The sequence below is a fragment of the Stenotrophomonas muris genome (assembly GCF_052751275.1).
Window position 1 is genome coordinate 47,279 of record NZ_CP199879.1, and the last position, 20,333, is coordinate 67,611.

Consider the following 20,333-nt stretch of genomic DNA (forward strand, 5'->3'; position numbering starts at 1 on the left):
TTCCTTGGACTCAGAGGTGGAACTGGGGGGCCGGGGCGGCACCACGCAGGTAATCGATATCGGTCTCGAACAGGGACTCGCTGCTGCCGTCGGCCTTGACCAGCAGGGCCTCCATCGCCGGCGAGCGGCCGTGGATCACGAACAGGCGACCACCCGGACGCAGCCACGAGGCGAACTGTGACGGCACCACGTCGACCGCACCAGTGACACAGATCACGTCAAAGCGGCGTTCGGTCTGCCAGGACAGGGCGTCGGCCACTTCCACGCGGACGTTGGTGCCCAGGCCGGACGCGTCCAGGCGGGCGCGCGCGGCGGCGGCCAGCTCCGGGTCGATTTCCAGGCTCAGCACGTCGCGCGCCAGCGCGCCGATGCAGGCCGACAGGAAGCCGCTGCCGGTGCCGATTTCCAGCACTTCGTCACCCGGCTGCAGGTCCAGCGCCTGCAGGGTACGGCCCTCGATGACCGGCTTCATCATCTTCTGGCCATGGCCGATCGGCAGTTCGACGTCGGCGTAGGCCAGTGCCCGGTGTGCATCGGCGACAAAAGCCTCGCGCGGCAGGCGGGCCAGGACGTCGAGCACCTTGATGTCCAGCACGTCCCAGGGACGGATCTGCTGTTCCACCATCAGTTCGCGGGCGTGGGCGTAATCAATCGTCATGAGGTTCAAATCCAGCGCAGTGGGCCGGCCATTTTACCGGTGCCGGAGGCCGGCGGCGCGCCCAGAGCATCAGCTGCCGGGTGGCCGGGGTCGCAGTGCCGGAAGTCATCGCGACCTCCGGTTCGTTCAGTTTTGGTTATTCAGCCGTCCCGACCCCTCGCGGCGCATAGGCGCGCAGGAAGAAGTCGATGCTGGCAGTCACGTGGGCAAGAGGGTCGCATTCCACCGGTGACAGTGGCATGCCGCACATCATATGCATGTGCACTTCACCCTTGACCAGGGTCAGGAACTGCTCGCCAGCCAGCGAATAGTCGGTGATTTCCAGCTCGCCGCGCTCGGCGCGTGCCCGCAGGAAGTCAGCCAGGGCCTCGCAGGTACGTTCCGGTCCTGCCTTCCAGAACAGCTCGCGCAGGCGTTCGTCGGTCTCCGGCGCCATCATCATGCGCTGGATCGAGATCGCCGCATCGGACGTGATCAGTTCGAAGAAGGCCAGACCGATCCCGATCAGCTGGTCGCGCAGCGGGCCGTCCGCGTCGGCCACGAACAGGGCATCGGGCAGCATTTCAATGCACTTCGACTGCACGGCCTCGGAGAACAGGGTCTCCTTGTCGCCGAAGTGGCTGTACACAGTCAGTTTCGAGACGCCGGCCTGAGCGGCGATGGTGTCCATGCTCACGCCGGTATAGCCCTGTTCGATGAACAGTGTCTTGGCTGCTTCAAGGATCGCCGCGCGCTTGCCGAGGTCCTTGGGGCGCCCGGGTCCGGCGGCCTTGGCAGCGGGCTTGGCCGACGGCTTGCGGGAAGTGTGAGAACTCATCACGACAATACTAGACCAAGCGGTTCGATATTTATACTATACCGGCCGGTTTATTAAATTGGGCCGGCAGTCGCGGCTCCCCCCTTAGTTGCAACCCTGCGTTTTCAGGACGTTGACCGATGAAGATCGTGCGCTGGATGGGCGGTATGGTGTGGATGGCTGCGCTGGCAGCCTGTTCGGGACAGGAACAGGCGCCCCAGGCGGCCGTTCCGGTGCTGGTGGTTCACCCTGGCGAGCAGGCCGGGCAGGCGCCGGCGGCGTTCCCGGGCACGGTGCGTGCGCGGCAGGAAAGTCCACTGTCGTTCCGCGTTGGCGGCAACCTGGTCAAGCGCCACGTCGATGCCGGGCAACGGGTGAAGAAGGGCGACGTGCTGGCCGAGCTGGACGTGGCCGACTTCGCGCTGCAGGCCCGCGCCTCGCAGGCGCAGCTTGCTGCGGCCGAAGCCGATCTGGTGCGTGCCCGTGATGACCTCAAGCGCTACCAGGTGCTGGCCGACCAGCAGCTGGTCAGCCGCTCGCAGCTGGACCAGCAGTCCGCCGCCTTCAAGGCCGCGCAGGGCCAGGCCAACGCCGCCCGCGCCAACCTCGATGTGCTGCGCAACCAGGCCGACTACGCACAGCTGCGCGCGCCGTCCGATGGCGTGATCGCCAGCCGCGAGGCCGAAGCCGGGCAGGTGGTGTCGGCCGGCCAGACCATCTTCAACCTGGCCGCCGATGGCGGGCGCGAAGTGCTGATCGACCTGCCCGAGGCCACCATCCGCGACTATGCGGTGGGCCAGCCGGTCGAGGTGGAGCTGTGGAACCGTCCTGGCCAGCGCCTGCCAGGCACGATCCGCGAGATCGCCGCTGCCGCCGATCCACAGGCACGCACCTATGCAACCCGGGTCAGCCTGCCCGCCGATGCGCTGGCCGATGTCGAACTGGGCCAGAGCGCGCGCGTCTACAGCAGCGCCGGCCGCCACGGCACCCTGCAGCTGCCGCTCGGTGCGCTGCAGCGCGGTGCCAACGGTGCCGCCAGCGTGTGGGTGGTCGATCCGGCCAACAGCACGCTGAAGGCCGCGTCGGTCACCACCGGTGCCTATGGCAGCGAATCGGTGCCGGTGCTGTCCGGCGTGAATGCGGGTGACTGGGTGGTCGCTGCCGGCGGACACCTGTTGCGTGCCGGCCAGCCGGTGATCGCCGTGGACCGCCAGAACCGCCCGGTGCTGAAGCCGGCCACGCCGGCCGCTGCCGCCAAGGCCAAGGAGTAAGCCGGTGCGCCGCTTCAATCTTTCCGAGTGGGCGTTGTCCAACCGCCCGCTGGTGCTGTTCGCGATGCTTGCCTTCGCGCTGATCGGCGCATGGTCGTACAAGCATCTGGGCCAGTCCGAGGATCCGCCATTCACCTTCAAGGCGATGGTGGTGCGCACGCTTTGGCCGGGCGCCACCGCCGAACAGGTCTCGCGGCAGGTGACCGAGCCGATCGAGAAGGCGCTGATGAACACCGGCGAGTACGAGTTCATCCGCTCCTATTCGCGCCCCGGCGAATCGCAGGTCATCTTCATGGCGCGCGACAGCCTGCGTTCCAAGCAGATCCCGGACCTGTGGTACCAGGTTCGCAAGCGCGTGGGCGACATCCGTGCGACGCTGCCGCGCGAGATTGTCGGCCCGTTCTTCAACGATGAGTTCGGCGACACCTACGGGAACATCTATGCGTTGACCGGCAAGGGCTTCGACTACGCGGTGATGCGCGACTACGCCGACCGCATCCAGCTGGAACTGCAGCGCGTACCCGATGTCGGCAAGATCGACCTGGTCGGCCTGCAGGACGAGAAGGTGTGGATCGAACTGTCCAACACCCGGCTGGCAACGCTGGGTGTGTCGATGCAGCAGGTGCAGCAGGCGCTGGCCGACCAGAATGCGATCACCGGCACCAGCTTCTTCGAGACCGCCACCGATCGCGTGCAGCTGCGCGTGACGGGCCAGTTCAACGACATCGACGCCATCCGCCAGTTCCCGATCCGTGCTGGCGACCGCACCGTGCACCTGGGCGACATTGCCGAGGTCAAGCGTGGCTTCGCCGATCCGGCGTCGCCGAAGATGCGCTTCATGGGCGAAGAGGCGATCGGCCTGGCGGTGGCGATGAAGGATGGCGGTGACATCCTCAAGCTGGGCGCCAACCTCGACGCCGAGTTCGAGCGGCTTCAGAAGACCCTGCCGGCCGGCATGCAGCTGCGCAAGGTGTCCGACCAGCCGCAGTCGGTGGAGGAGTCGGTTGGCGAGTTCGTGCAGGTGCTGACCGAAGCGGTGGTGATCGTGCTGCTGGTCAGTTTCTTCTCGCTGGGCCTGCGCACCGGCCTGGTGGTGGGCGTGACCATTCCGCTGGTGCTGGCGATGACCTTCTTCGTCATGCATTACTTCGACATCGGCCTGCACAAGATTTCGCTGGGCGCACTGGTGCTGGCGCTGGGCCTGCTGGTGGACGATGCGATCATCGCGGTGGAGATGATGGCCACCAAGATGGAGCAGGGCTTTGATCGCCTGCGCGCGGCCAGCTTCGCCTGGGAATCGACCGCGTTCCCGATGCTGACCGGCACATTGATCACGGCAGCCGGCTTCCTGCCGATCGCCACGGCGGCATCGAGCACCGGTGAATACACCCGTTCGCTGTTCCAGGTGGTGACCATCGCACTGGTAGTGTCATGGATCGCAGCGGTGCTGTTCATCCCGTACCTGGGCGACAAGATGCTGCCGGACCTGTTCAATCCGCAGCCGCCGAAGCCCGGCAGCCTGTCCGCGCGTTGGCTGGCCAAGCGCCAGCAGTGGGCCGACCGCTATCCGGCGCTGGCCAACCTGATCGCACCGCCGCAGCATGGGCACGACCACGATCCCTACCAGCGCCCGTTCTACCGCAGCTTCCGGCGCTTCCTCGACGCCTGCCTGCGCCGCCGCTGGTGGGTGATCGCCGCGACCGTCGCCCTGTTCGTGTTCTCACTGATGATGTTCCGCTTCGTGCCGCAGCAGTTCTTCCCGGACTCGACCCGGCCGGAACTGATGGTGGACATCGAGCTGGCCGAGGGGGCGTCGCTGCGCTCGACCCAGGCCCAGGCCGAGAAGCTGGAGAAGCTGCTGTCCAGCCGCGAGGGCATCGCCAACTATGTGTCCTATGTGGGTACCGGTTCGCCGCGCTTCTACCTGCCGCTGGACCAGCAGCTGCCGGCGACCAACTTCGCCCAGTTCGTGGTGCTGGCCAAGGACATCAAATCGCGCGAAAGCACTCGTGACTGGCTGCTGCACGAGGTGATTCCGAAGTTCCCGGACGTGCAGATGCGCGTGACCCGCCTGGAGAACGGCCCGCCGGTCGGTTATCCGGTGCAGATGCGCATCTCCGGCGAGCACATCGAGAAGGTGCAGGCGATCGCGCGCCAGGTCGAGGCCAAGGTGCGTGAGAACCCGCACGTGATGAACGTCAACCTGGACTGGAGCGAGCCGAGCAAGGTGGTGCGGCTGGTGATCGACCAGGAGCGTGCCCGCGCGCTGGGCGTGAGCAGCGCCCAGGTCAGCCAGTTCCTGGCCAGTTCGCTGGCCGGCCAGTCGGTGAGCGTGTATCGCGAAGGCAACCGCCAGATCGAGATGCTGCTGCGCGGGCCGGCCGATGAGCGCAACCAGCTGGAGCTGCTGTCCAGCCTGTCGATGCCGACCGCGAACGGCGGCAGCATCACGCTGTCGCAGGTGGCGACGATGGAGTACGGCTTCGAGGACGGCATCATCTGGCACCGCAACCGGTTGCCGACCGTGACCGTGCGCGCCGACATCAGCGATGGCATGCAGGCGCTGGACGTGGTGCACCAGATCGTGCCCACGCTGGATGGCATCCGTGCCGAGCTGCCCAGCGGCTACCTGCTGGAAACCGGCGGCACCGTGGAGGACTCGGCGCGCGGGCAGAACTCGATCAAGGCCGGCATGCCGCTGTTCCTGGTGGTGGTGGCGACGCTGCTGATGCTGCAGCTGCGCAGCTTCTCGCGTGCGGCGATGGTGCTGGTGACCGCGCCGCTGGGCATCATCGGTGCGACCCTGTTCCTGCTGCTGTTCCGTGCGCCGTTCGGCTTCGTCGCGCTGCTGGGCACGATCGCGCTGGCGGGCATGATCATGCGCAACTCGGTGATCCTGATCGACCAGATCCAGCAGGACATCGATGCCGGGCATGATCGCTGGCATTCGATCATCGATGCCACGGTGCGCCGCTTCCGCCCGATCGTGCTGACCGCGCTGGCGGCCGTGCTGGCAATGATTCCGCTGTCGCGCAGCGCGTTCTATGGCTCGATGGCGATCTCGATCATGGGTGGTCTGATCGTGGGTACGGTGCTGACGCTGGTGTTCCTGCCGGCGTTGTACGCGGCGTGGTTCCGGGTGAAGCCGGACGAATCCGGGGCGTAATGCCCCGGGATCTGCGGCTGCACCCATCCACGCATGGCGTGGATGGATCTGCTCGCGGAATCTGCCTTCTGTAGAGCCGAGCCATGCTCGGCTGCGCTATGCGCGATGATGGGATGAGTCGAGCATGGCTCGACTCTACAGAAGCACCCACGCATGACGTGCATCTACAGCAGCGGATCGTTGCCCTGGTAGGTGCCAACCTTGGTTGGCACTGCAGCATGCATCCACGCATGGCGTGGACTGATCTGCTCGCGGGATCTGCTTTCTGTAGAGCCGAGCCATGCTCGGCTGCTCTTCGCTCTTCGCGCGATGATGGGATGAGTCGAGCATGGCTCGACTCTACAGAAGCACCCGCGCATGGCGTGGATCTACTGCAGCTGCAGGCCGATCCGCAGCACTGGCAGCAGCCACTCGACGAACACCTGCACGCGCAGTGCACGGTGTTGCCGATGCGGTTGCAGCAGGGTCACCGGCAGCGGCTGCGCCGCGTACTGCGGCATCACCTCCACCAATGCGCCTGACTGCAGCTCGGCCTGCACGTCGTAGCGCGGAATCTGCAACAGCCCCAATCCCGCCACGCAGCACGCGATCGAGGCCTCGGCGCTGTTCACGCGTACCCAGCCGGGCATCGGCAGCGTGCGCAGCTGGCCGCCATCCTGCCATTCCCACGGTTCCACCCGTGCCGTGGTCGGCGATGCGTAGTTCACCGCGCGGTGCTGCTGCAGGTCGGCAGGGTGCTGCGGCATGCCGTGCTCGCGCAGGTAGGCCGGCGCGGCCACGTTGACGAAGTCGAGTTGGCCCAGCGTGCGCGCCACCAGGCTGGAATCGCCCAGCTGGCCGACCCGCAGCACCGCATCGCAGCCGTCTTCGATCAGGTTCACCGCGCGGTCGGTCATGCCCAGGTCCAGTTCCACCTGCGGGTAGCGCGCGAAGAAATCCGGCAACGCCGGGGCGATGATGCGACGGCCGATGCGGCTGGGTACGTCGATCTTCAGCAAACCGGCCGGTTGCGCGTCGTCCTGCCGGAACAGCGACTCGGCGTCTTCAACCTCCGCGATCAGGCGCAGGCAGCGGGCATGGAACACGTCGCCGTCATGGGTGGTGGATACCCGTCGGGTCGAGCGCTGCAGCAGGCGGGTGCCAAGCCGCTGTTCCAGCTCGGCAATCGCCGCCGAGACGGTCGAACGGGGCAGGCCGAGCTGGTCGGCGGCGCGGGTGAAGCTCGCGCACTCCACGACCCGGGTGAAGATGCGGAAGCGATCGATCCGGTCCATTGTTCGCTGGCTCTGGAAAGTTAAGTCAATGTGGCGGGCTTTATCCGCTTTTTCTGCACGATATCGTCGTCAGGGCAGGGTTGCCACCCCGGGCAGCCCCCTCCCGAGACCGAAGCCATGACCGAGCATTCCCTCAAGGGCAAGACCGTGCTGATCGCCGGTGGCGCCAAGAACCTGGGCGGCCTGATCGCCCGCGACTTCGCCGCACAGGGCGCCAAAGCCATCGTCATCCACTACAACAGTGCCGCGACCCAGGCCGATGCAGAAGCAACCGTTGCCGCCGTGCAGGCGGCCGGCAGCAAGGCGGTGGCCCTGCAGGGCGACCTGACCTCGGCGGCAGCGATGGAGCGCTTGTTCGCCGATGCCGTGGCCGCAGCCGGCCGTCCCGACATCGCCATCAATACGGTCGGCAAGGTATTGAAGAAGCCGCTGCTGGACATCAGCGAAGCGGAGTACGACGAGATGAGCGCGGTCAACGCCAAGGCGGCGTTCTTCTTCCTCAAGGAAGCAGGCCGCCACGTCAATGACGGTGGCCGCATCTGCACCCTGGTCACCTCGCTGCTGGGTGCGTTCACGCCGTTCTATTCCAGCTATGCCGGCACCAAGGCGCCGGTCGAGCATTTCACCCGCGCGGCGTCAAAGGAGTTCGGTGAGCGCGGCATCTCGGTGACTGCGATCGGGCCGGGCCCGATGGACACGCCGTTCTTCTACCCGGCCGAGAGTGCCGATGCACAGGCGTACCACAAGACCGCGGCCGCGCTCTCGGCGTTCACCCGTACCGGCCTGACCGACATCGCCGACATCGTGCCGTGGATCCGCTTCCTGGTCACCGATGGCTGGTGGATGACCGGGCAGACCATCCTGGTCAATGGTGGGTACACCACCAAATAATGCAGCCGTGCATGGCGTGGATCTGCTGCGCGACATTCGAACGATCCACGCATGGCGTGGATCTACAGTAGAGCCACCCCATGGGTGGCTGCGCACAATGACCAAAGGCAGAGGCGCCACGCATGGAGTGGCGCCATCGGATCAGTTGAGTTTGGCCAGCACCGCATCCGTGGCGGCGGCGGTACTCACGGCCTGGCCCTTGGCGGCCAGGTCGGCAGTGAACACCCCATCATCCAGCACCGCGTGCACCGCCGCTTCCACTGCTGCGGCTTCGGCTTCCAGCCCCAGCGAATGGCGCAGCAGCATCGCCGCGCTGAAGATCGTCGCGTAGGGATTGGCGATGCCCTTGCCGGCGATGTCCGGGGCCGAACCGTGGATCGGTTCGTAGATGCCGACCGCACCCGGTTCACCCAGCGAGGCCGAGGGCAGCAGGCCGAGTGAGCCGGCCAGCATCGAGGCTTCGTCGGTGAGGATGTCGCCGAACATGTTCTCGGTGACGATCACGTCGTACTCGCGCGGCTTGGCCAGCAGGTGCATGGCCATCGAATCGACCAGTTGGTGCTCCAGCGCCACCTCCGGGAACTCCTCGCGGCCGATGCGCGCGGCCACGTCGCGCCACAGGCGCGAGGTTTCCAACACGTTGGCCTTGTCCACCGAGGTGACCTTGCCACGCCGCTGCCGGGCCAGGCGGAAGGCACTGCGCAGCACGCGCTCGATCTCGGCCACGGTGTAGCGGCACAGGTCGCTGGCACTGTCGGCATCGCGGGTCTTGTCGCCGAAGTAGATGCCGCCGGTCAGTTCGCGCACCACCACGAAGTCCACACCCTGCAGCAGCTCGGCCTTGATCGGCGAGGCGTGCAGCGCGGCCTCATGGGTGCGCACCGGGCGCAGGTTGGCGTACAGGCCCAGCGCCTTGCGGATCGCCAGCAGGCCCTGTTCCGGACGCACCTTGGCGTTCGGGTCGGACCACTTCGGGCCACCGACTGCGCCCAGCAGCACCGCGCTGGCGGCCTGGCAGGCGGCCAGGGTCGACGCCGGCAGCGGTTCGCCGTGGCGGTCGATGGCGATGCCACCGATGTCGTGCTCGCTGAAGGTGAAGGTGTGGTTGAAGCGTTCGGCGACGGCCTTCAGGACGGCGACTGCCGCGGCGGCCACTTCCGGGCCGATGCCATCACCGGGCAGGACAACAATTTCAGCGTGCATGCTCACTCTCGTAACGTTCGATTTCAGGGACACGGCCCAACAGATACCCCAACTGGTCGACACCTTCCAGCAGGCAGGTCTGCGAGAAGCCGTCCAGCGGGAAGGAATAGACGCGGCCGTCCGGCGTGCGCAGTTCGCGCGCGGCCACGTCGATGGTCAGCTCATCATCCGGGCGCTGCATCAGCGCCTGCACGTCGGCCTCGTCCAGCACGATCGGCAGCAGGCCGTTCTTCAGCGAGTTGCCACGGAAGATGTCGGCGATCTCGCTGCTGACGATGGCGCGCAGGCCCAGGTCGGTCAGCGCCCACGGTGCATGTTCGCGCGACGAGCCGCAGCCGAAGTTGCGACCCGCCAGCAGGATGCTGCGGCCGGCGTTGTGCGGCTGGTTGAAGGCGAAGTCGGCCACCGGTGAACCGTCGGCCTGCCAGCGCCAGTCATTGAAGGCGTTGCGGCCCAGGCCGGCGCGTTCGGTGGTGGACAGGAACCGCGCCGGGATGATCTGGTCGGTGTCGATGTTGGTCTGGCGCAGCACCACGCTGGCCGAGGTCAAGGTACGGAAACCGGCCATCACGCCACCTCCTGTGCGAACAGCTCGCGGGTGTCGGCGACATGCCCGTTCACCGCGGCCCACGCCGCGCTCATCGGTGAGGCCAGCAGGGTGCGCGAACCGGGACCCTGGCGGCCTTCGAAATTACGGTTGCTGGTACTCACGGCCAGTTGCCCGGGCGCGACCAGATCACCATTCATGGCGATGCACATCGAGCAGCCCGGCTCGCGCCATTCGGCACCGGCCGCGCGCACGATCTCATGGATGCCTTCGGCCTCGGCCTCTCGCTTGACGATCTCCGAGCCCGGCACCACCAGCATGCGCACCCGGTCGGCGACGCGACGACCGCGCAGTACCTGCGCCACCTCACGCATGTCACTCAGGCGGCCGTTGGTGCAGGAACCGACGAACACCACGTCCACCGGTGTTCCGGCCAGCGCCTTGCCGGCCTGGAAATGCATGTAGTCCAGGCCCTTCTGTGCGGCGGCATCGTTGGCGGCCGGGATCGGCGCATCCACCGCGATGGCGGTACCCGGGTGGGTGCCCCAGGTCAGGGTCGGGCGGATATCGGCGGCGTCGATGTGCACTTCGCTGTCGAAGCGCGCGCCGTCATCACTGCGCAGCTGCTGCCAGCGCGCCACCGCAGCCTCGAAATCGGCGCCCTTTGGGCCGCGCGGGGTGTTGGCGACGAAGTCGAAGGTGACCTGGTCCGGCGCCACCATACCGGCACGCGCACCCGCTTCGATCGACATGTTGCACAGGGTCATGCGCTGTTCCATGTCCATCGCTTCGATGGTGCTGCCGCGGAACTCGATCACGTGGCCGGTGCCGCCATTGACGCCGATCACGCCGATGATGTGCAGAACCACGTCCTTGGCGCCGACACCCGGCGCCAGCGGCCCATCGACGGTGATCGCCAGCGTCTTCGCCTTGCGCTGCAGCAGGCATTGCGTGGCCAGCACGTGGCCGACCTCGCTGGTGCCGATGCCGAACGCCAGCGAACCGAAGGCACCGTGGGTGGAGGTGTGGCTGTCGCCGCAGACGATGGTCATGCCCGGCTGGGTGAAGCCCTGCTCGGGCGCGATCACGTGGACGATGCCGCGGTTGTCCGAGGCCATGTCGAACAGCTCGATGCCGTGCTCGGCGCAGTTGCGCGCCAGCGTGGCGACCTGTGCCTCGGAGGCGGCGCTGGCATAGGGCAGCGTGCCGTCCGCGGCGGCCGGCAGGGTCGGCGTGGAGTGGTCCATCGTCGCCTTGGTGCGGTCCGGCCGGCGCGGCGACAAGCCGCGTTCGCGCAGTTCGGTGAAGGCCTGCGGCGAGGTCACCTCGTGGATCAGGTGCAGGTCGATGTACAGCACGGCGGGCGCGCTGTCGGATTCGGGAACCACCACGTGGGCGTCCCACAGTTTGTCGTACAGGGTGCGGGGTGCGGAAGTCATGCGTATGCCTGGCAGAAGTACGAAATAGCGAACATCAGTAAGGAAAGCGGAACGGTCAAGTCAGCGACGGCGGGCGAGCACACGCAGGCGCACGTAGTCGGCCAGCGGCTGGCCAGATGCGTCACGCGGCAGCTCGGCCAGCAGTGCGGTGGCCGCCTCGCGCACGGTGGCGCGGGCCTCGGCCGGCAGGTCGTCCAGCAGCGGTGCGGCGAATACCCGCAGCCAGCCGGCCACGCCGGTCGGCAGTGCGGTCGGGCGCGGCGTGCACTCGATCAGTTGCACCTGGAAGCCATGCTGGCGCAGGCGATCGGCGTAGGCATCGGCCGTCGGGAAGTACCACCGGAAGGTGCTGGCGCCATGCCCGTGGGCCACGCGCGCGGCCTGCACGGCCGCGATGATCGTGGCCACGTTGCCGTGGCCGCCGAACTCCGCGACGAAGCGGCCACCGGGGCGCAGGGCGCGGCGCACGCCTTCCAGCACGCGGTCCGGAGTCGTCATCCAATGCAGTGCCGCATTGCTGAACACCGCATCGAACTCGCTGTCGAACGACAGTGCGTGGCCGTCCATCAGCTGGGCGTCGACGCCGCGCGCACGGGCGGCGATCACCAGTTCCGGCGAGGCATCCACGCCGTGGATGCGCGCACCGCTCAGGGCCAGTTCGGTGCTGAGTACGCCATCGCCACAGCCCAGGTCGAGGATGCGCTCACCGGCGCGCGGGTCGAGCAGGCGCGATACCGCACCGCCGAGCAGCGGCACGAAGCCGGCATCGATCGCATAGTCCTGGGCGTTCCACTGCTGGCCAGCGGCGCTGGCCTGGGTGGGGGTGTCGAAGGCGCTCATGGTGGGATCCTCAGGCGGTGGCGGAAGCGGGAACGTCGGTGCTGCTGTGGACGGCGGCCTGACGCTGGCGCAGCAGGCGGTTGGCCACATCCAGCCAGGCCAGCGCGGAGGCTTCGATGATGTCCTTGCTGGTGCCGGTGCCGTCGTACTCCACGCCGTCATGGCGCACACTCAGGTTGGCTTCGCCACGCGCATCGGCACCGATGCCGACGCTGTGCACGTGATAGCTGTCCAGCATCAGCTGCACGCCGGTGGCGGCCGACAGCGCGCCGAACAGCGCATCGACCGGGCCGTCGCCCTGCGCGGTCTCGGCCACGCGGTTGCCATCCGGGTCGGACAGTTCGACCAGCGCGTTGGCGCGGCTGCCGACGTCGCTGATGGTCATCGAGGCCAGGCGGTAGCCCTGCGCGCTGGAGCCGCCCTGCATCAACGTCTGCAGGTCGGCATCGGTGACCACGCGCTGCTGTTCGCACAGGCCCTTGAACTGCTCGAACACCAGCTTCAGTTCGTCTTCGTCCAGCCAGAAGCCCAACGCACGCAGGCGCGCTTCGACGGCGGCGCGGCCACTGTGGCGGCCCAGCACCATCTGCGAATCTTCCCAGCCCACGTCTTCCGGACGCATGATTTCGTAGGTGCCGCGGTGGCGCAGCATGCCGTGCTGGTGGATGCCCGATTCATGGGCGAACGCGTTGGCACCGACGATGGCCTTGTTGCGCTGTACCGGCATGCCGACCAGACGCTGCAGCAGCTGCGAAGTGCCGACGATGCGTGGGGTGTTGATCGAACTGTCCTGTTCGTAGAAGGCCTGGCGGACCTTCAGCACCATCGCGATCTCTTCCAGCGAACAGTTGCCGGCGCGCTCGCCGATGCCGTTGATGGTGCACTCGACCTGGCGTGCACCGCCTTCGATGGCGGCCAGCGAGTTGGCCACCGCCAGGCCCAGGTCGTTGTGGCAGTGCGCGCTGAAGATCACGTTGGCCGCGTTCGGCACGTCGGCGACGCCGGCGATGACCTGCTGGAACATCGCGCGGATTTCTTCCGGCGTGGTGAAGCCGACGGTGTCGGGCAGGTTGATGGTGGTGGCGCCGGCGGCAATGGCCACGCGCGAAACCTCGATCAGGTAGTCCAGCTCGGTGCGGGTGGCATCCTCGGCCGAGAACTCGACGTCGTCGATGTAGGAACGGGCCAACGAGACGTGCTTGCGTACCGACTCCAGCACCTGCTCGCGGGTCATCCGCAGCTTGTGCTCGCGGTGCAGCGGGCTGGTCGACAGGAACACGTGCAGGCGCGGGTTGGCTGCCGCTTCCAGTGCACGTGCGGAGGTCTCGATATCGGCCTGCAGGCAGCGCGACAGCACCGCCAGGCTCAGGCTCGGGCGGCGCAGCTCGCGGCCGATCATCGCCATCGCCTCGCGGTCGGATTGCGAGCTGGCCGGGAAGCCGGTCTCGATGATGTCCACGCCCAGTTCGTCCAGCGCACGCGCCATCACCAGCTTCTGCGGCGGGCTCATGCTGCAGCCGGGGGACTGCTCGCCGTCACGCAGGGTGGTGTCGAAGATGCGGATGCGCGGGGTGGTAATTCGTTCGATGGTGGTCACAGGGAAATCTCCTCGACAGCGGGTGCGACGGCTTGCAGGGGGGAAGGGGAAGAGGCGGGGGAGGCGAGGGCGCTGGCCTTGGTCGGCGAGCGCGGGGTTTCGCTGCGCCGTCGCCGCGGTTTGCGTGGCGGGCGCGGACGGATGTCGGTGAGCAGGCCGGCCAGGACACCGGCATCGATGTTGCCGCCGGACACCACCGCACACTTGCGGCGGCCGGCGACGCGGCGGCCGGCCGCCAGCGCCAACGCGCCCGCGCCCTCGGCGATGATGTGTTCCTCCAGCGCCAGCCGGACCAGCGTTTCGCGCAGTTCGGCCTCGCGCACGATCACCACATCGTCCAGCAGCGAGGTGCACAGGCGGCGGGTCAGGAAGCCGGGAATCTTCACCCGCACGCCGTCGGCCAGAGAGGCAACCGGGGCGATCTCGCGCACGTCGCCGCGGATCGCACGTGCCATCGAATCGACGCCTTCCACCTGCGCGCCAATCACGCGAACGCCCTGCGATTTCAGCGCCAGTGCAACGCCGGAGGCCAGTCCACCGCCGCCGATCGGCACGATCACCACGTCCGGCGCGTGTGCGGCCAGCTCGATGCCGACCGTGCCCTGGCCCGCGATCACATCGGCGTCGTCGAACGCGGACAGGAAGCGGTAGCCGTGTCGCTGTGCCAGTTCGACCGCGAAGGCGTAGGCCTCGTCGTAGCTGGTGCCGTGCTGGCGAACGGTCGCGCCCCAGTGGGCGACGCCGGCGATCTTGGTGGCCGGTGCGCCATGTGGCATCACGGTGATGGCCGGCACGTCCAGGCGGTAGGCCGCCCACGCCACGCCCTGGGCATGGTTGCCGGCCGAGGCGCAGATCACCGGCCGGGTATCGCCGCGCTCGCGGCCGGCCAGCAGCGCGTTCAACGCGCCGCGGACCTTGTAGGACCCGGTGCGCTGCAGGTTCTCCAGCTTCAGCCAGGTGCCGAAGCGCTCGGCATGGTGCAGCGGGGTAGGCGGCAGGAAGCGGCGCAGCCGGGCCTGCGCCGCCAGTACGTCGGCGACGCTTACGTCGCCGACATCGCTTTCCTGGCTGGCATCAGCGGCCGGCATGGGCCACCAGCGCGGTGCGGGCGACCGCCGCATGCGGGCACGGGCGGCGAAGAAGACGCCTCCGTACCGGCACCGTGGTCACTACGGTACGGGTGTTCATACGGATGCTCCTTCCACGGCAGTGACCTGCACGGACACGCAGTCGTAGATCTTCTCGATCTGCCGGCACAGCGTTTCCGCCGGGCGCTGGCCATCCACCACCAGCTGCAGGTGCCAGCGGCCATCGTCGTCGGCCACCGGCGCACCGCTGATCGCGCGCGGTGCGAAGCCGCGGCGTTCGGCCATGCCGATCACGCGCAGCAGCGCGCCTTCGGCCGGGTGCAGCACCAGGTCAAGCCGGTATTGCATTGGGGGTCTCCTGGCGGGCATGGGCGGGGTTGCTTTCCAGCATCGTGCTGTTGGCGGTGTTCGGCGGCACCAGTGGCCACACGTTGGCACGTGCATCGATGGCCACGTGCAGCAGGGCCGGGCCCGGTTCGGCCAGCAGCGCGGCCAGGCCGCCTTCCACGTCGTCGCGGTTGTCGATGCGGGTGGCGGCGATGCCGAACACCTGTGCCAGCGCCACGAAGTCCGGGTTGTCGGACAGGTCGATCTCGCTGTAACGCTCGGCGAAGAACAGCTCCTGCCACTGCCGCACCATGCCCAGCGAACTGTTGTCCAGCAGCACGATCTTCACCGGCAGGCGGCAACGCGCGATGGTCGCCAGCTCCTGCACGTTCATCATGAAGCTGCCGTCGCCGGACACCAGCACCACGGTGCGCTCCGGGCATGCGAACTGCGCACCCATCGCCGCCGGCAGGCCGAAGCCCATGGTGCCCAGCGCGCCACTGGTCAGGTGGTTGCGCGGGTGGTTGAAGCGGCAGTGCTGCGCCACCCACATCTGGTGCTGGCCGACATCGCAGGCGATCACCGCATCGGCCGGGGCCAGCTCGCTCAGGCGCTTCAGCAGCGCCGGGGCGTAGATGTGCTGGCCCGGTGCGTCGTAGCGTGCAGAGAAGCGGTCGCGGTGCTGCGCGCAACGCCTGCGCCACGCGTCCTGGTGGGCCTTGGGGGAGGGGAAGGCCGCACGCAGGGCACGGATGGCATGGCCGACGTTGCCAGGCACGGCGACATCGGCGCTGCGCAGCTTGGAGATCTCGTAGGCGTCGGCATCGATATGGACGACGCGGGCGAACGGTGCGAACTCGGCCAGCTTGCCGGTGGCGCGGTCGTCGAAGCGTGCACCCAGCACCAGCAGCAGGTCGCTTTCCTGCACCGCCATGTTGGCCGCGCGGGTACCGTGCATGCCCAGCATGCCCAGTGACTGCGGATGGCTGGCCGGCAGCGCGCCCAGGCCACGCAGGGTCATCACGGTGGGGATGGCGCTGGCTTCGACGAAGTCGCGCAGGTCCTGCACCGCATCGCCCAGCGCGATGCCGCCACCGGCGTAGACCACCGGCTTCTCGGCGGCCGCCAGTGCGGCGATGGCTTCGGCGATGGCCGCTTCGGCCGGCGCAGGTGGCGGCTCGACGCTACTCGGCACGTGCGCCGGCAGGTGGCTGGCATCGGCCAGCTGCACGTCCTTGGGCAGGTCGATCAGCACCGGGCCGGGCCGGCCCTCGCGGGCGACGCGGAAGGCATCGGCGACCACGCGCGGCAGGTCGTCGACGCTGCGCACCAGCCAGCTGTGCTTGACGATCGGCATGGTCAGGCCGAACACATCCAGTTCCTGGAAAGCGTCAGTACCCAGCAGCGGCGTGGCGACCTGGCCGGTGATGCAGACCATCGGCACCGAATCCAGCATCGCATCGGCAATGCCGGTGACCAGGTTGGAGGCGCCCGGGCCGGAGGTGGCCACGCAGACGCCGACCTGGCCGCTGGCGCGGGCGAATCCATTCGCCGCCAGTGCGGCACCCTGCTCGTGGCGCACCAGGATGTGCTTCAGCGACGAATCCACCAGCGCGTCGTAGAACGGCATGATGGTGCCGCCGGGATAGCCGAACAGCGTGCGGATGCCTTCGGCTTCCAGCGCCTGGGTCAGCCAGCGCGCGCCGTTGGGCGGCGCGCTGCGGTGTGTGGAAGAGTTCATGGGGGAACCTTGCAAAGCGGGTGGGGGAGGGCCGCGCGGTTACGCGGCCTGTCCTTGCAACCAGACCATCTTGGCGCGCAGTTCCTTGCCCACCTTCTCGATCGGGTGCTCCAGGTCGGCCTGCTTGAACCGGTTGTAGTTCGGCAGGCCCGCTTCGTACTCGGCCACCCAGTTCTTGGTGAAGGTGCCGTCCTGGATGTCCTTCAGCACTTCCTTCATGCGCGCCTTGGTGCCGGCGTCGATCACCCGCGGGCCGCTGACGTAGTCGCCGTACTGCGCGGTCTCGGAGATGAATTCCAGCATGCGCGAGATACCGCCTTCATAGAACAGGTCGACGATCAGCTTCAGTTCGTGCAGCACTTCGTAGTAGGCGATCTCCGGCTGGTAGCCCGCTTCGACCAGGGTCTCGAAACCGGCCTGCACCAGTGCCGAGGCACCGCCGCACAGCACCGCCTGCTCGCCGAACAGGTCGGTCTCGGTCTCTTCCTTGAAGGTGGTCTGGATCAGGTTGGCGCGTGCACCGCCGAGGCCGGCCGCATAGGCCAGTGCGTACTCGGCCGCCTTGCCGCTCTTGTCCTGGTAGACCGCCCAGATGCAGGGCACGCCACGGCCGATCTCGTACTCGCGGCGCACCAGCGCGCCCGGGCCCTTGGGCGCAACCAGCACCACGTCCAGGTCGTCGCGCGGCCTGATCATGTCGAAGTGCACGTTCAGGCCGTGCGCGAACAGCAGCACCGCACCCTGCTTCATGTTCGGCGCCAGCACGTCGTCGTAGAGCTTCTTCTGCACCATGTCCGGGGTCAGCACGGCGACCAGGTCCGCATCCTTCACCGCGTCGGCCGGTGCTTTCACGGTGAAGCCGTCGGCCTGTGCCTTGACTTCGGTCGGGCCGCCCGGACGCAGGCCTACCACCACGTCGAAGCCGGATTCGCGCAGGTTCAGTGCGTGGGCGCGGCCCTGGCTGCCGTAGCCGATGACGGCGATCTTGGTCTGGGGCAGGTCGTTGGTGCTCATGGGGGAGGTTCCTTGCGGTGGGAAGAAAAAAGAACGGCCGGTCGTCGAGGTGACGTACCGGCCGGTCAGGGGAAAGCGGTGGAGGAGGCACCATGCGCCGCGCAGGCACAGCCACCACGAGGCGTGGCGGCGGTGTGGGTCCGGGTTTTGCGTTGGGCGTTGTGCATGGTGGTTGCGTCTGAAACCAGGTTCTGAAATGAAAAAACCCGCACCGGGGCGGGTGCGGGTTTTTGAAGAGTTCCGGTGTATTCGTTGCTTACACGCTGGCTCGTCCCGCACCTGTTGGTTGGGTAATAAGTACGAGCACAAGAATCGAACGCAGCGAGGCGGCGCCGATGTCGGCGGCTTCGTTGTGGGTTCGCGGTGGCGTGTTGTGATGCAACATGTGATCGAGAGAAACACAGCCGTTTTGGCGATGTCAACCCTCGCGACGGAATTCTTGTTGGTTTCCGTTGCATCCGGCGCAATCGCCTGTGGCACAAGGATGGTTGCCGCTGAAAGTGTTTCGGTGAACCGGAATTCACTCCTTTCAGGGCGGTTTTTGCGCGGAATCCGGCGGATCCTCGCCTTGCTGGGTGCGGACCTTGCACACCCGCCCCAGGATCAACGTCCATGACCTCTGCCCGATACCCCAGGATGGCCGCAGCGGCGAAGATCGGGGGACCACCCTTCCATCGGAACCCGACCGTGTCCCGACGCCTTGCCCGTTCCCTGCTGGCCGCCGCTGTACTGGCCGCTGTGCCCGCACTGTCTTCGGCCGCCGACCGCATCACCGGCCACACCTTTGCCACCCGTTCGGAGGTGATCGCCCCGCATGCGATGGCCGCTACCTCGCAGCCGCTGGCCACCCAGATTGCACTGGACGTGATGAAGGGGGGAGGCTCGGCGGTGGACGCGGCGATCGCCGCCAACGCCGCGCTTGGCCTGATGGAGCCGACCGGCAACGGCATCGGTGGCGACCTGTTCGCCATCGTCTGGGACTCGAAGACGCAGAAGCTCTACGGCTACAACGGTTCGGGGCGCTCGCCGAAGTCGCTGACCCTGGCCGAGTTCCAGCGACGTGGCCTGAAGGACATCCCGGCTACCGGCCCGCTGCCGGTCTCCGTGCCCGGCGCGGTCGACGGCTGGTTCGCGCTGCACGACCGCTTCGGCCGCAAGCCGATGGCCGACAACCTGGCGCCGGCCATCCGCTACGCGCGCGAGGGCCATCCCGTCGCCGAGGTGATCGCCTACTACTGGGACCGCTCGGTGCCCAAGCTGTCGCAGTACCCGGGCTTCAAGGAGCAGTTCACGATCAACGGCCACGCCCCGCGCAAGGGCGAGATGTGGAAGAACCCGAACCTGGCCAGCACCCTGCAGCAGATTGCCGACGGCGGACGCGATGCCTTCTACAAGGGCGCCATTGCCCACACCATCGGCGACTACTTCAAGGCCAATGGTGGCTACCTGAGCTACCAGGACATGGCCGACCACCATGGTGAGTGGGTCGAACCGGTCAGCAGCAACTACCGTGGCTACGACGTGTGGGAGCTGCCGCCGAACAGCCAGGGCATCGCCGCCCTGCAGATCCTCAACGTGCTGGAAGGCTACGATTTCTCGAAGATCCCGTTCGGTTCACCCGAGCACGTGCACCTGTTCGTCGAAGCGAAGAAGCTGGCCTTCGCCGACCGTGCGCGCTTCTATGCCGACATGGCCTTCCAGCCGGCGCCGGTGCAGAAGCTGATCTCCAAGGAATACGCCGCGCAGCGCCGCGCACTGATCTCGATGGACAAGGCGCTGAAGGAAGTGCAGCCGGGCACGCCGAAGCAGCTGGAAGAAGGCGACACGATCTACATGACCGTGGCCGACGCCGACGGCATGATGGTGTCGTTGATCCAGTCCAACTACCGCGGCATGGGCAGCGGCATGGCGCCGCCGGGACTGGGCTTCATCCTGCAGGATCGTGGCGAGATGTTCGTGCTGCAGAAGAACCATCCCAACGGCTATGCACCGGGCAAGCGGCCGTTCCAGACGATCATCCCGGCGTTCATCACCAAGGGCGGCAAGCCGTACGCCAGCTTCGGCGTGATGGGCGGCGCGATGCAGCCGCAGGGCCACGCGCAGATTGTGATGAACCTGGTGGATTTCGGCATGAACCTGCAGGAAGCCGGTGACGCACCGCGCATCCAGCACGAGGGCTCGACCGAACCGACCGGACAGGCCACGGCGATGACCGACGGTGGTGAAGTGAATCTGGAAACCGGCTTCCCGTACGAGACGGTGCGTGCGCTGATGCGCAAGGGGCATCGCATCGTGTTCGCCGATGGGCCTTATGGCGGGTACCAGGCGATCATGCGCGACCCCGAGAGCGGGGTTTATTACGGAGCTTCGGAGAGTCGCAAGGACGGGCAGGCGGCGGGGTATTGAGGTTTCCCTGCCACCGGGCGCAGCCCCCTCTGCGGTGATGGTTCAGCGATGCTTGGCTTGGCCGGGCGGATGGAT

The 20,333-nt window shown here is 67.4% G+C and carries 16 protein-coding genes; 4 read left to right on the forward strand and 12 right to left on the reverse strand.

Annotation, left to right across the window (positions count from 1 at the left end; all coding sequences use genetic code 11):
• Window positions 1-10: 10 nt before the first annotated feature.
• Window positions 11-658 carry a protein-L-isoaspartate O-methyltransferase family protein gene (locus ACUVWL_RS00175; RefSeq protein WP_014648346.1) on the reverse strand — a complete coding sequence of 216 codons (648 nt, stop codon included), beginning with the start codon at window positions 656-658 and terminating at the stop codon, window positions 11-13.
• Between the two features lie 136 nt (window positions 659-794).
• Window positions 795-1,475 (reverse strand): TetR/AcrR family transcriptional regulator, encoded by a 681-nt coding sequence (locus ACUVWL_RS00180; RefSeq protein WP_069117902.1) that lies wholly within the window; start codon window positions 1,473-1,475, stop codon window positions 795-797.
• Between the two features lie 119 nt (window positions 1,476-1,594).
• On the opposite strand from ACUVWL_RS00180, the gene ACUVWL_RS00185 reads away from it, so the two are divergent.
• Together ACUVWL_RS00185 and ACUVWL_RS00190 are read left to right on the forward strand one after the other, a co-directional pair.
• On the forward strand, window positions 1,595-2,725 hold the full coding sequence (locus tag ACUVWL_RS00185) for an efflux RND transporter periplasmic adaptor subunit (RefSeq protein ID WP_032958176.1): 1,131 nt from the start codon (window positions 1,595-1,597) through the stop codon (window positions 2,723-2,725).
• A gap of 4 nt (window positions 2,726-2,729) precedes the next feature.
• Entirely contained in the window at window positions 2,730-5,891 is a 3,162-nt protein-coding gene (locus ACUVWL_RS00190; protein WP_075077189.1) for an efflux RND transporter permease subunit, read from the forward strand.
• A gap of 368 nt (window positions 5,892-6,259) precedes the next feature.
• Here the strand turns inward: ACUVWL_RS00190 and ACUVWL_RS00195 are convergent, their stop codons facing one another.
• Window positions 6,260-7,165, reverse strand: coding sequence for a LysR family transcriptional regulator (locus tag ACUVWL_RS00195; protein WP_014648342.1), 906 nt, complete (start codon window positions 7,163-7,165; stop codon window positions 6,260-6,262).
• Between the two features lie 117 nt (window positions 7,166-7,282).
• Here ACUVWL_RS00195 and ACUVWL_RS00200 point away from each other — a divergent pair, with 117 nt between their 5' ends.
• The gene (locus tag ACUVWL_RS00200) at window positions 7,283-8,056 is read left to right on the forward strand and encodes an SDR family oxidoreductase (protein WP_069117904.1); all 774 of its coding nucleotides are present in this window, start codon (window positions 7,283-7,285) and stop codon (window positions 8,054-8,056) included.
• A 141-nt stretch (window positions 8,057-8,197) separates the two neighbouring features.
• On the opposite strand, the gene leuB is transcribed toward ACUVWL_RS00200, so the two are convergent.
• From leuB to ilvC, 9 genes are all read right to left on the reverse strand, one after another.
• On the reverse strand, window positions 8,198-9,259 hold the full coding sequence (gene leuB / locus ACUVWL_RS00205) for a 3-isopropylmalate dehydrogenase (protein WP_180835791.1): 1,062 nt from the start codon (window positions 9,257-9,259) through the stop codon (window positions 8,198-8,200).
• Window positions 9,249-9,827, reverse strand: a complete 579-nt coding sequence (leuD, locus tag ACUVWL_RS00210) for a 3-isopropylmalate dehydratase small subunit (RefSeq protein ID WP_005410953.1) — start codon at window positions 9,825-9,827, stop codon at window positions 9,249-9,251. Before leuD ends, leuB begins: the two co-directional genes overlap by 11 nt.
• Complete coding sequence (leuC, locus tag ACUVWL_RS00215) at window positions 9,827-11,245, reverse strand: 3-isopropylmalate dehydratase large subunit (protein WP_032958185.1); 1,419 nt, start codon at window positions 11,243-11,245, stop codon at window positions 9,827-9,829. The genes leuD and leuC overlap by 1 nt, the downstream gene beginning before the upstream one ends.
• 60 nt (window positions 11,246-11,305) lie before the next feature.
• The gene (locus tag ACUVWL_RS00220; protein WP_445978730.1) at window positions 11,306-12,085 is read right to left on the reverse strand and encodes a class I SAM-dependent methyltransferase; all 780 of its coding nucleotides are present in this window, start codon (window positions 12,083-12,085) and stop codon (window positions 11,306-11,308) included.
• A 10-nt stretch (window positions 12,086-12,095) separates the two neighbouring features.
• Window positions 12,096-13,682, reverse strand: a complete 1,587-nt coding sequence (locus ACUVWL_RS00225; protein WP_049440612.1) for a 2-isopropylmalate synthase — start codon at window positions 13,680-13,682, stop codon at window positions 12,096-12,098.
• A complete protein-coding gene (locus ACUVWL_RS00230; RefSeq protein WP_049420878.1) occupies window positions 13,679-14,770 on the reverse strand; it encodes a threonine dehydratase in 1,092 nt (363 codons plus the stop codon). The genes ACUVWL_RS00225 and ACUVWL_RS00230 overlap by 4 nt, the downstream gene beginning before the upstream one ends.
• A 96-nt stretch (window positions 14,771-14,866) precedes the next feature.
• Window positions 14,867-15,118, reverse strand: a complete 252-nt coding sequence (locus tag ACUVWL_RS00235) for an ACT domain-containing protein (protein ID WP_014648335.1) — start codon at window positions 15,116-15,118, stop codon at window positions 14,867-14,869.
• On the reverse strand, window positions 15,102-16,838 hold the full coding sequence (gene ilvG / locus ACUVWL_RS00240; RefSeq protein WP_014648334.1) for an acetolactate synthase 2 catalytic subunit: 1,737 nt from the start codon (window positions 16,836-16,838) through the stop codon (window positions 15,102-15,104). Before ilvG ends, ACUVWL_RS00235 begins: the two co-directional genes overlap by 17 nt.
• 39 nt (window positions 16,839-16,877) lie before the next feature.
• A complete protein-coding gene (gene ilvC / locus ACUVWL_RS00245) occupies window positions 16,878-17,852 on the reverse strand; it encodes a ketol-acid reductoisomerase (RefSeq protein ID WP_014648333.1) in 975 nt (324 codons plus the stop codon).
• A gap of 687 nt (window positions 17,853-18,539) precedes the next feature.
• Between ilvC and ggt the strand changes: the two genes are divergently transcribed.
• Window positions 18,540-20,258, forward strand: a complete 1,719-nt coding sequence (ggt, locus tag ACUVWL_RS00250) for a gamma-glutamyltransferase (RefSeq protein WP_445978731.1) — start codon at window positions 18,540-18,542, stop codon at window positions 20,256-20,258.
• Window positions 20,259-20,333 lie beyond the last annotated feature (75 nt).

Excerpts from the sequence above, each read along its gene's own strand:
- ACUVWL_RS00230 (WP_049420878.1), bottom strand. The coding sequence starts at position 14,770 with ATGCCGGCCGCTGATGCCAGCCAGGAAAGCGATGTCGGCGACGTAAGC.
- ACUVWL_RS00200 (WP_069117904.1), top strand. The coding sequence starts at position 7,283 with ATGACCGAGCATTCCCTCAAGGGCAAGACCGTGCTGATCGCCGGTGGC.
- ACUVWL_RS00235 (WP_014648335.1), bottom strand. The coding sequence starts at position 15,118 with ATGCAATACCGGCTTGACCTGGTGCTGCACCCGGCCGAAGGCGCGCTG.
- ACUVWL_RS00180 (WP_069117902.1), bottom strand. The coding sequence starts at position 1,475 with ATGAGTTCTCACACTTCCCGCAAGCCGTCGGCCAAGCCCGCTGCCAAG.
- ACUVWL_RS00195 (WP_014648342.1), bottom strand. The coding sequence starts at position 7,165 with ATGGACCGGATCGATCGCTTCCGCATCTTCACCCGGGTCGTGGAGTGC.
- ilvG (WP_014648334.1), bottom strand. The coding sequence starts at position 16,838 with ATGAACTCTTCCACACACCGCAGCGCGCCGCCCAACGGCGCGCGCTGG.
- ACUVWL_RS00220 (WP_445978730.1), bottom strand. The coding sequence starts at position 12,085 with ATGAGCGCCTTCGACACCCCCACCCAGGCCAGCGCCGCTGGCCAGCAG.
- leuB (WP_180835791.1), bottom strand. The coding sequence starts at position 9,259 with ATGCACGCTGAAATTGTTGTCCTGCCCGGTGATGGCATCGGCCCGGAA.
- leuD (WP_005410953.1), bottom strand. The coding sequence starts at position 9,827 with ATGGCCGGTTTCCGTACCTTGACCTCGGCCAGCGTGGTGCTGCGCCAG.
- ACUVWL_RS00175 (WP_014648346.1), bottom strand. The coding sequence starts at position 658 with ATGACGATTGATTACGCCCACGCCCGCGAACTGATGGTGGAACAGCAG.
- leuC (WP_032958185.1), bottom strand. The coding sequence starts at position 11,245 with ATGACTTCCGCACCCCGCACCCTGTACGACAAACTGTGGGACGCCCAC.
- ACUVWL_RS00185 (WP_032958176.1), top strand. The coding sequence starts at position 1,595 with ATGAAGATCGTGCGCTGGATGGGCGGTATGGTGTGGATGGCTGCGCTG.
- ilvC (WP_014648333.1), bottom strand. The coding sequence starts at position 17,852 with ATGAGCACCAACGACCTGCCCCAGACCAAGATCGCCGTCATCGGCTAC.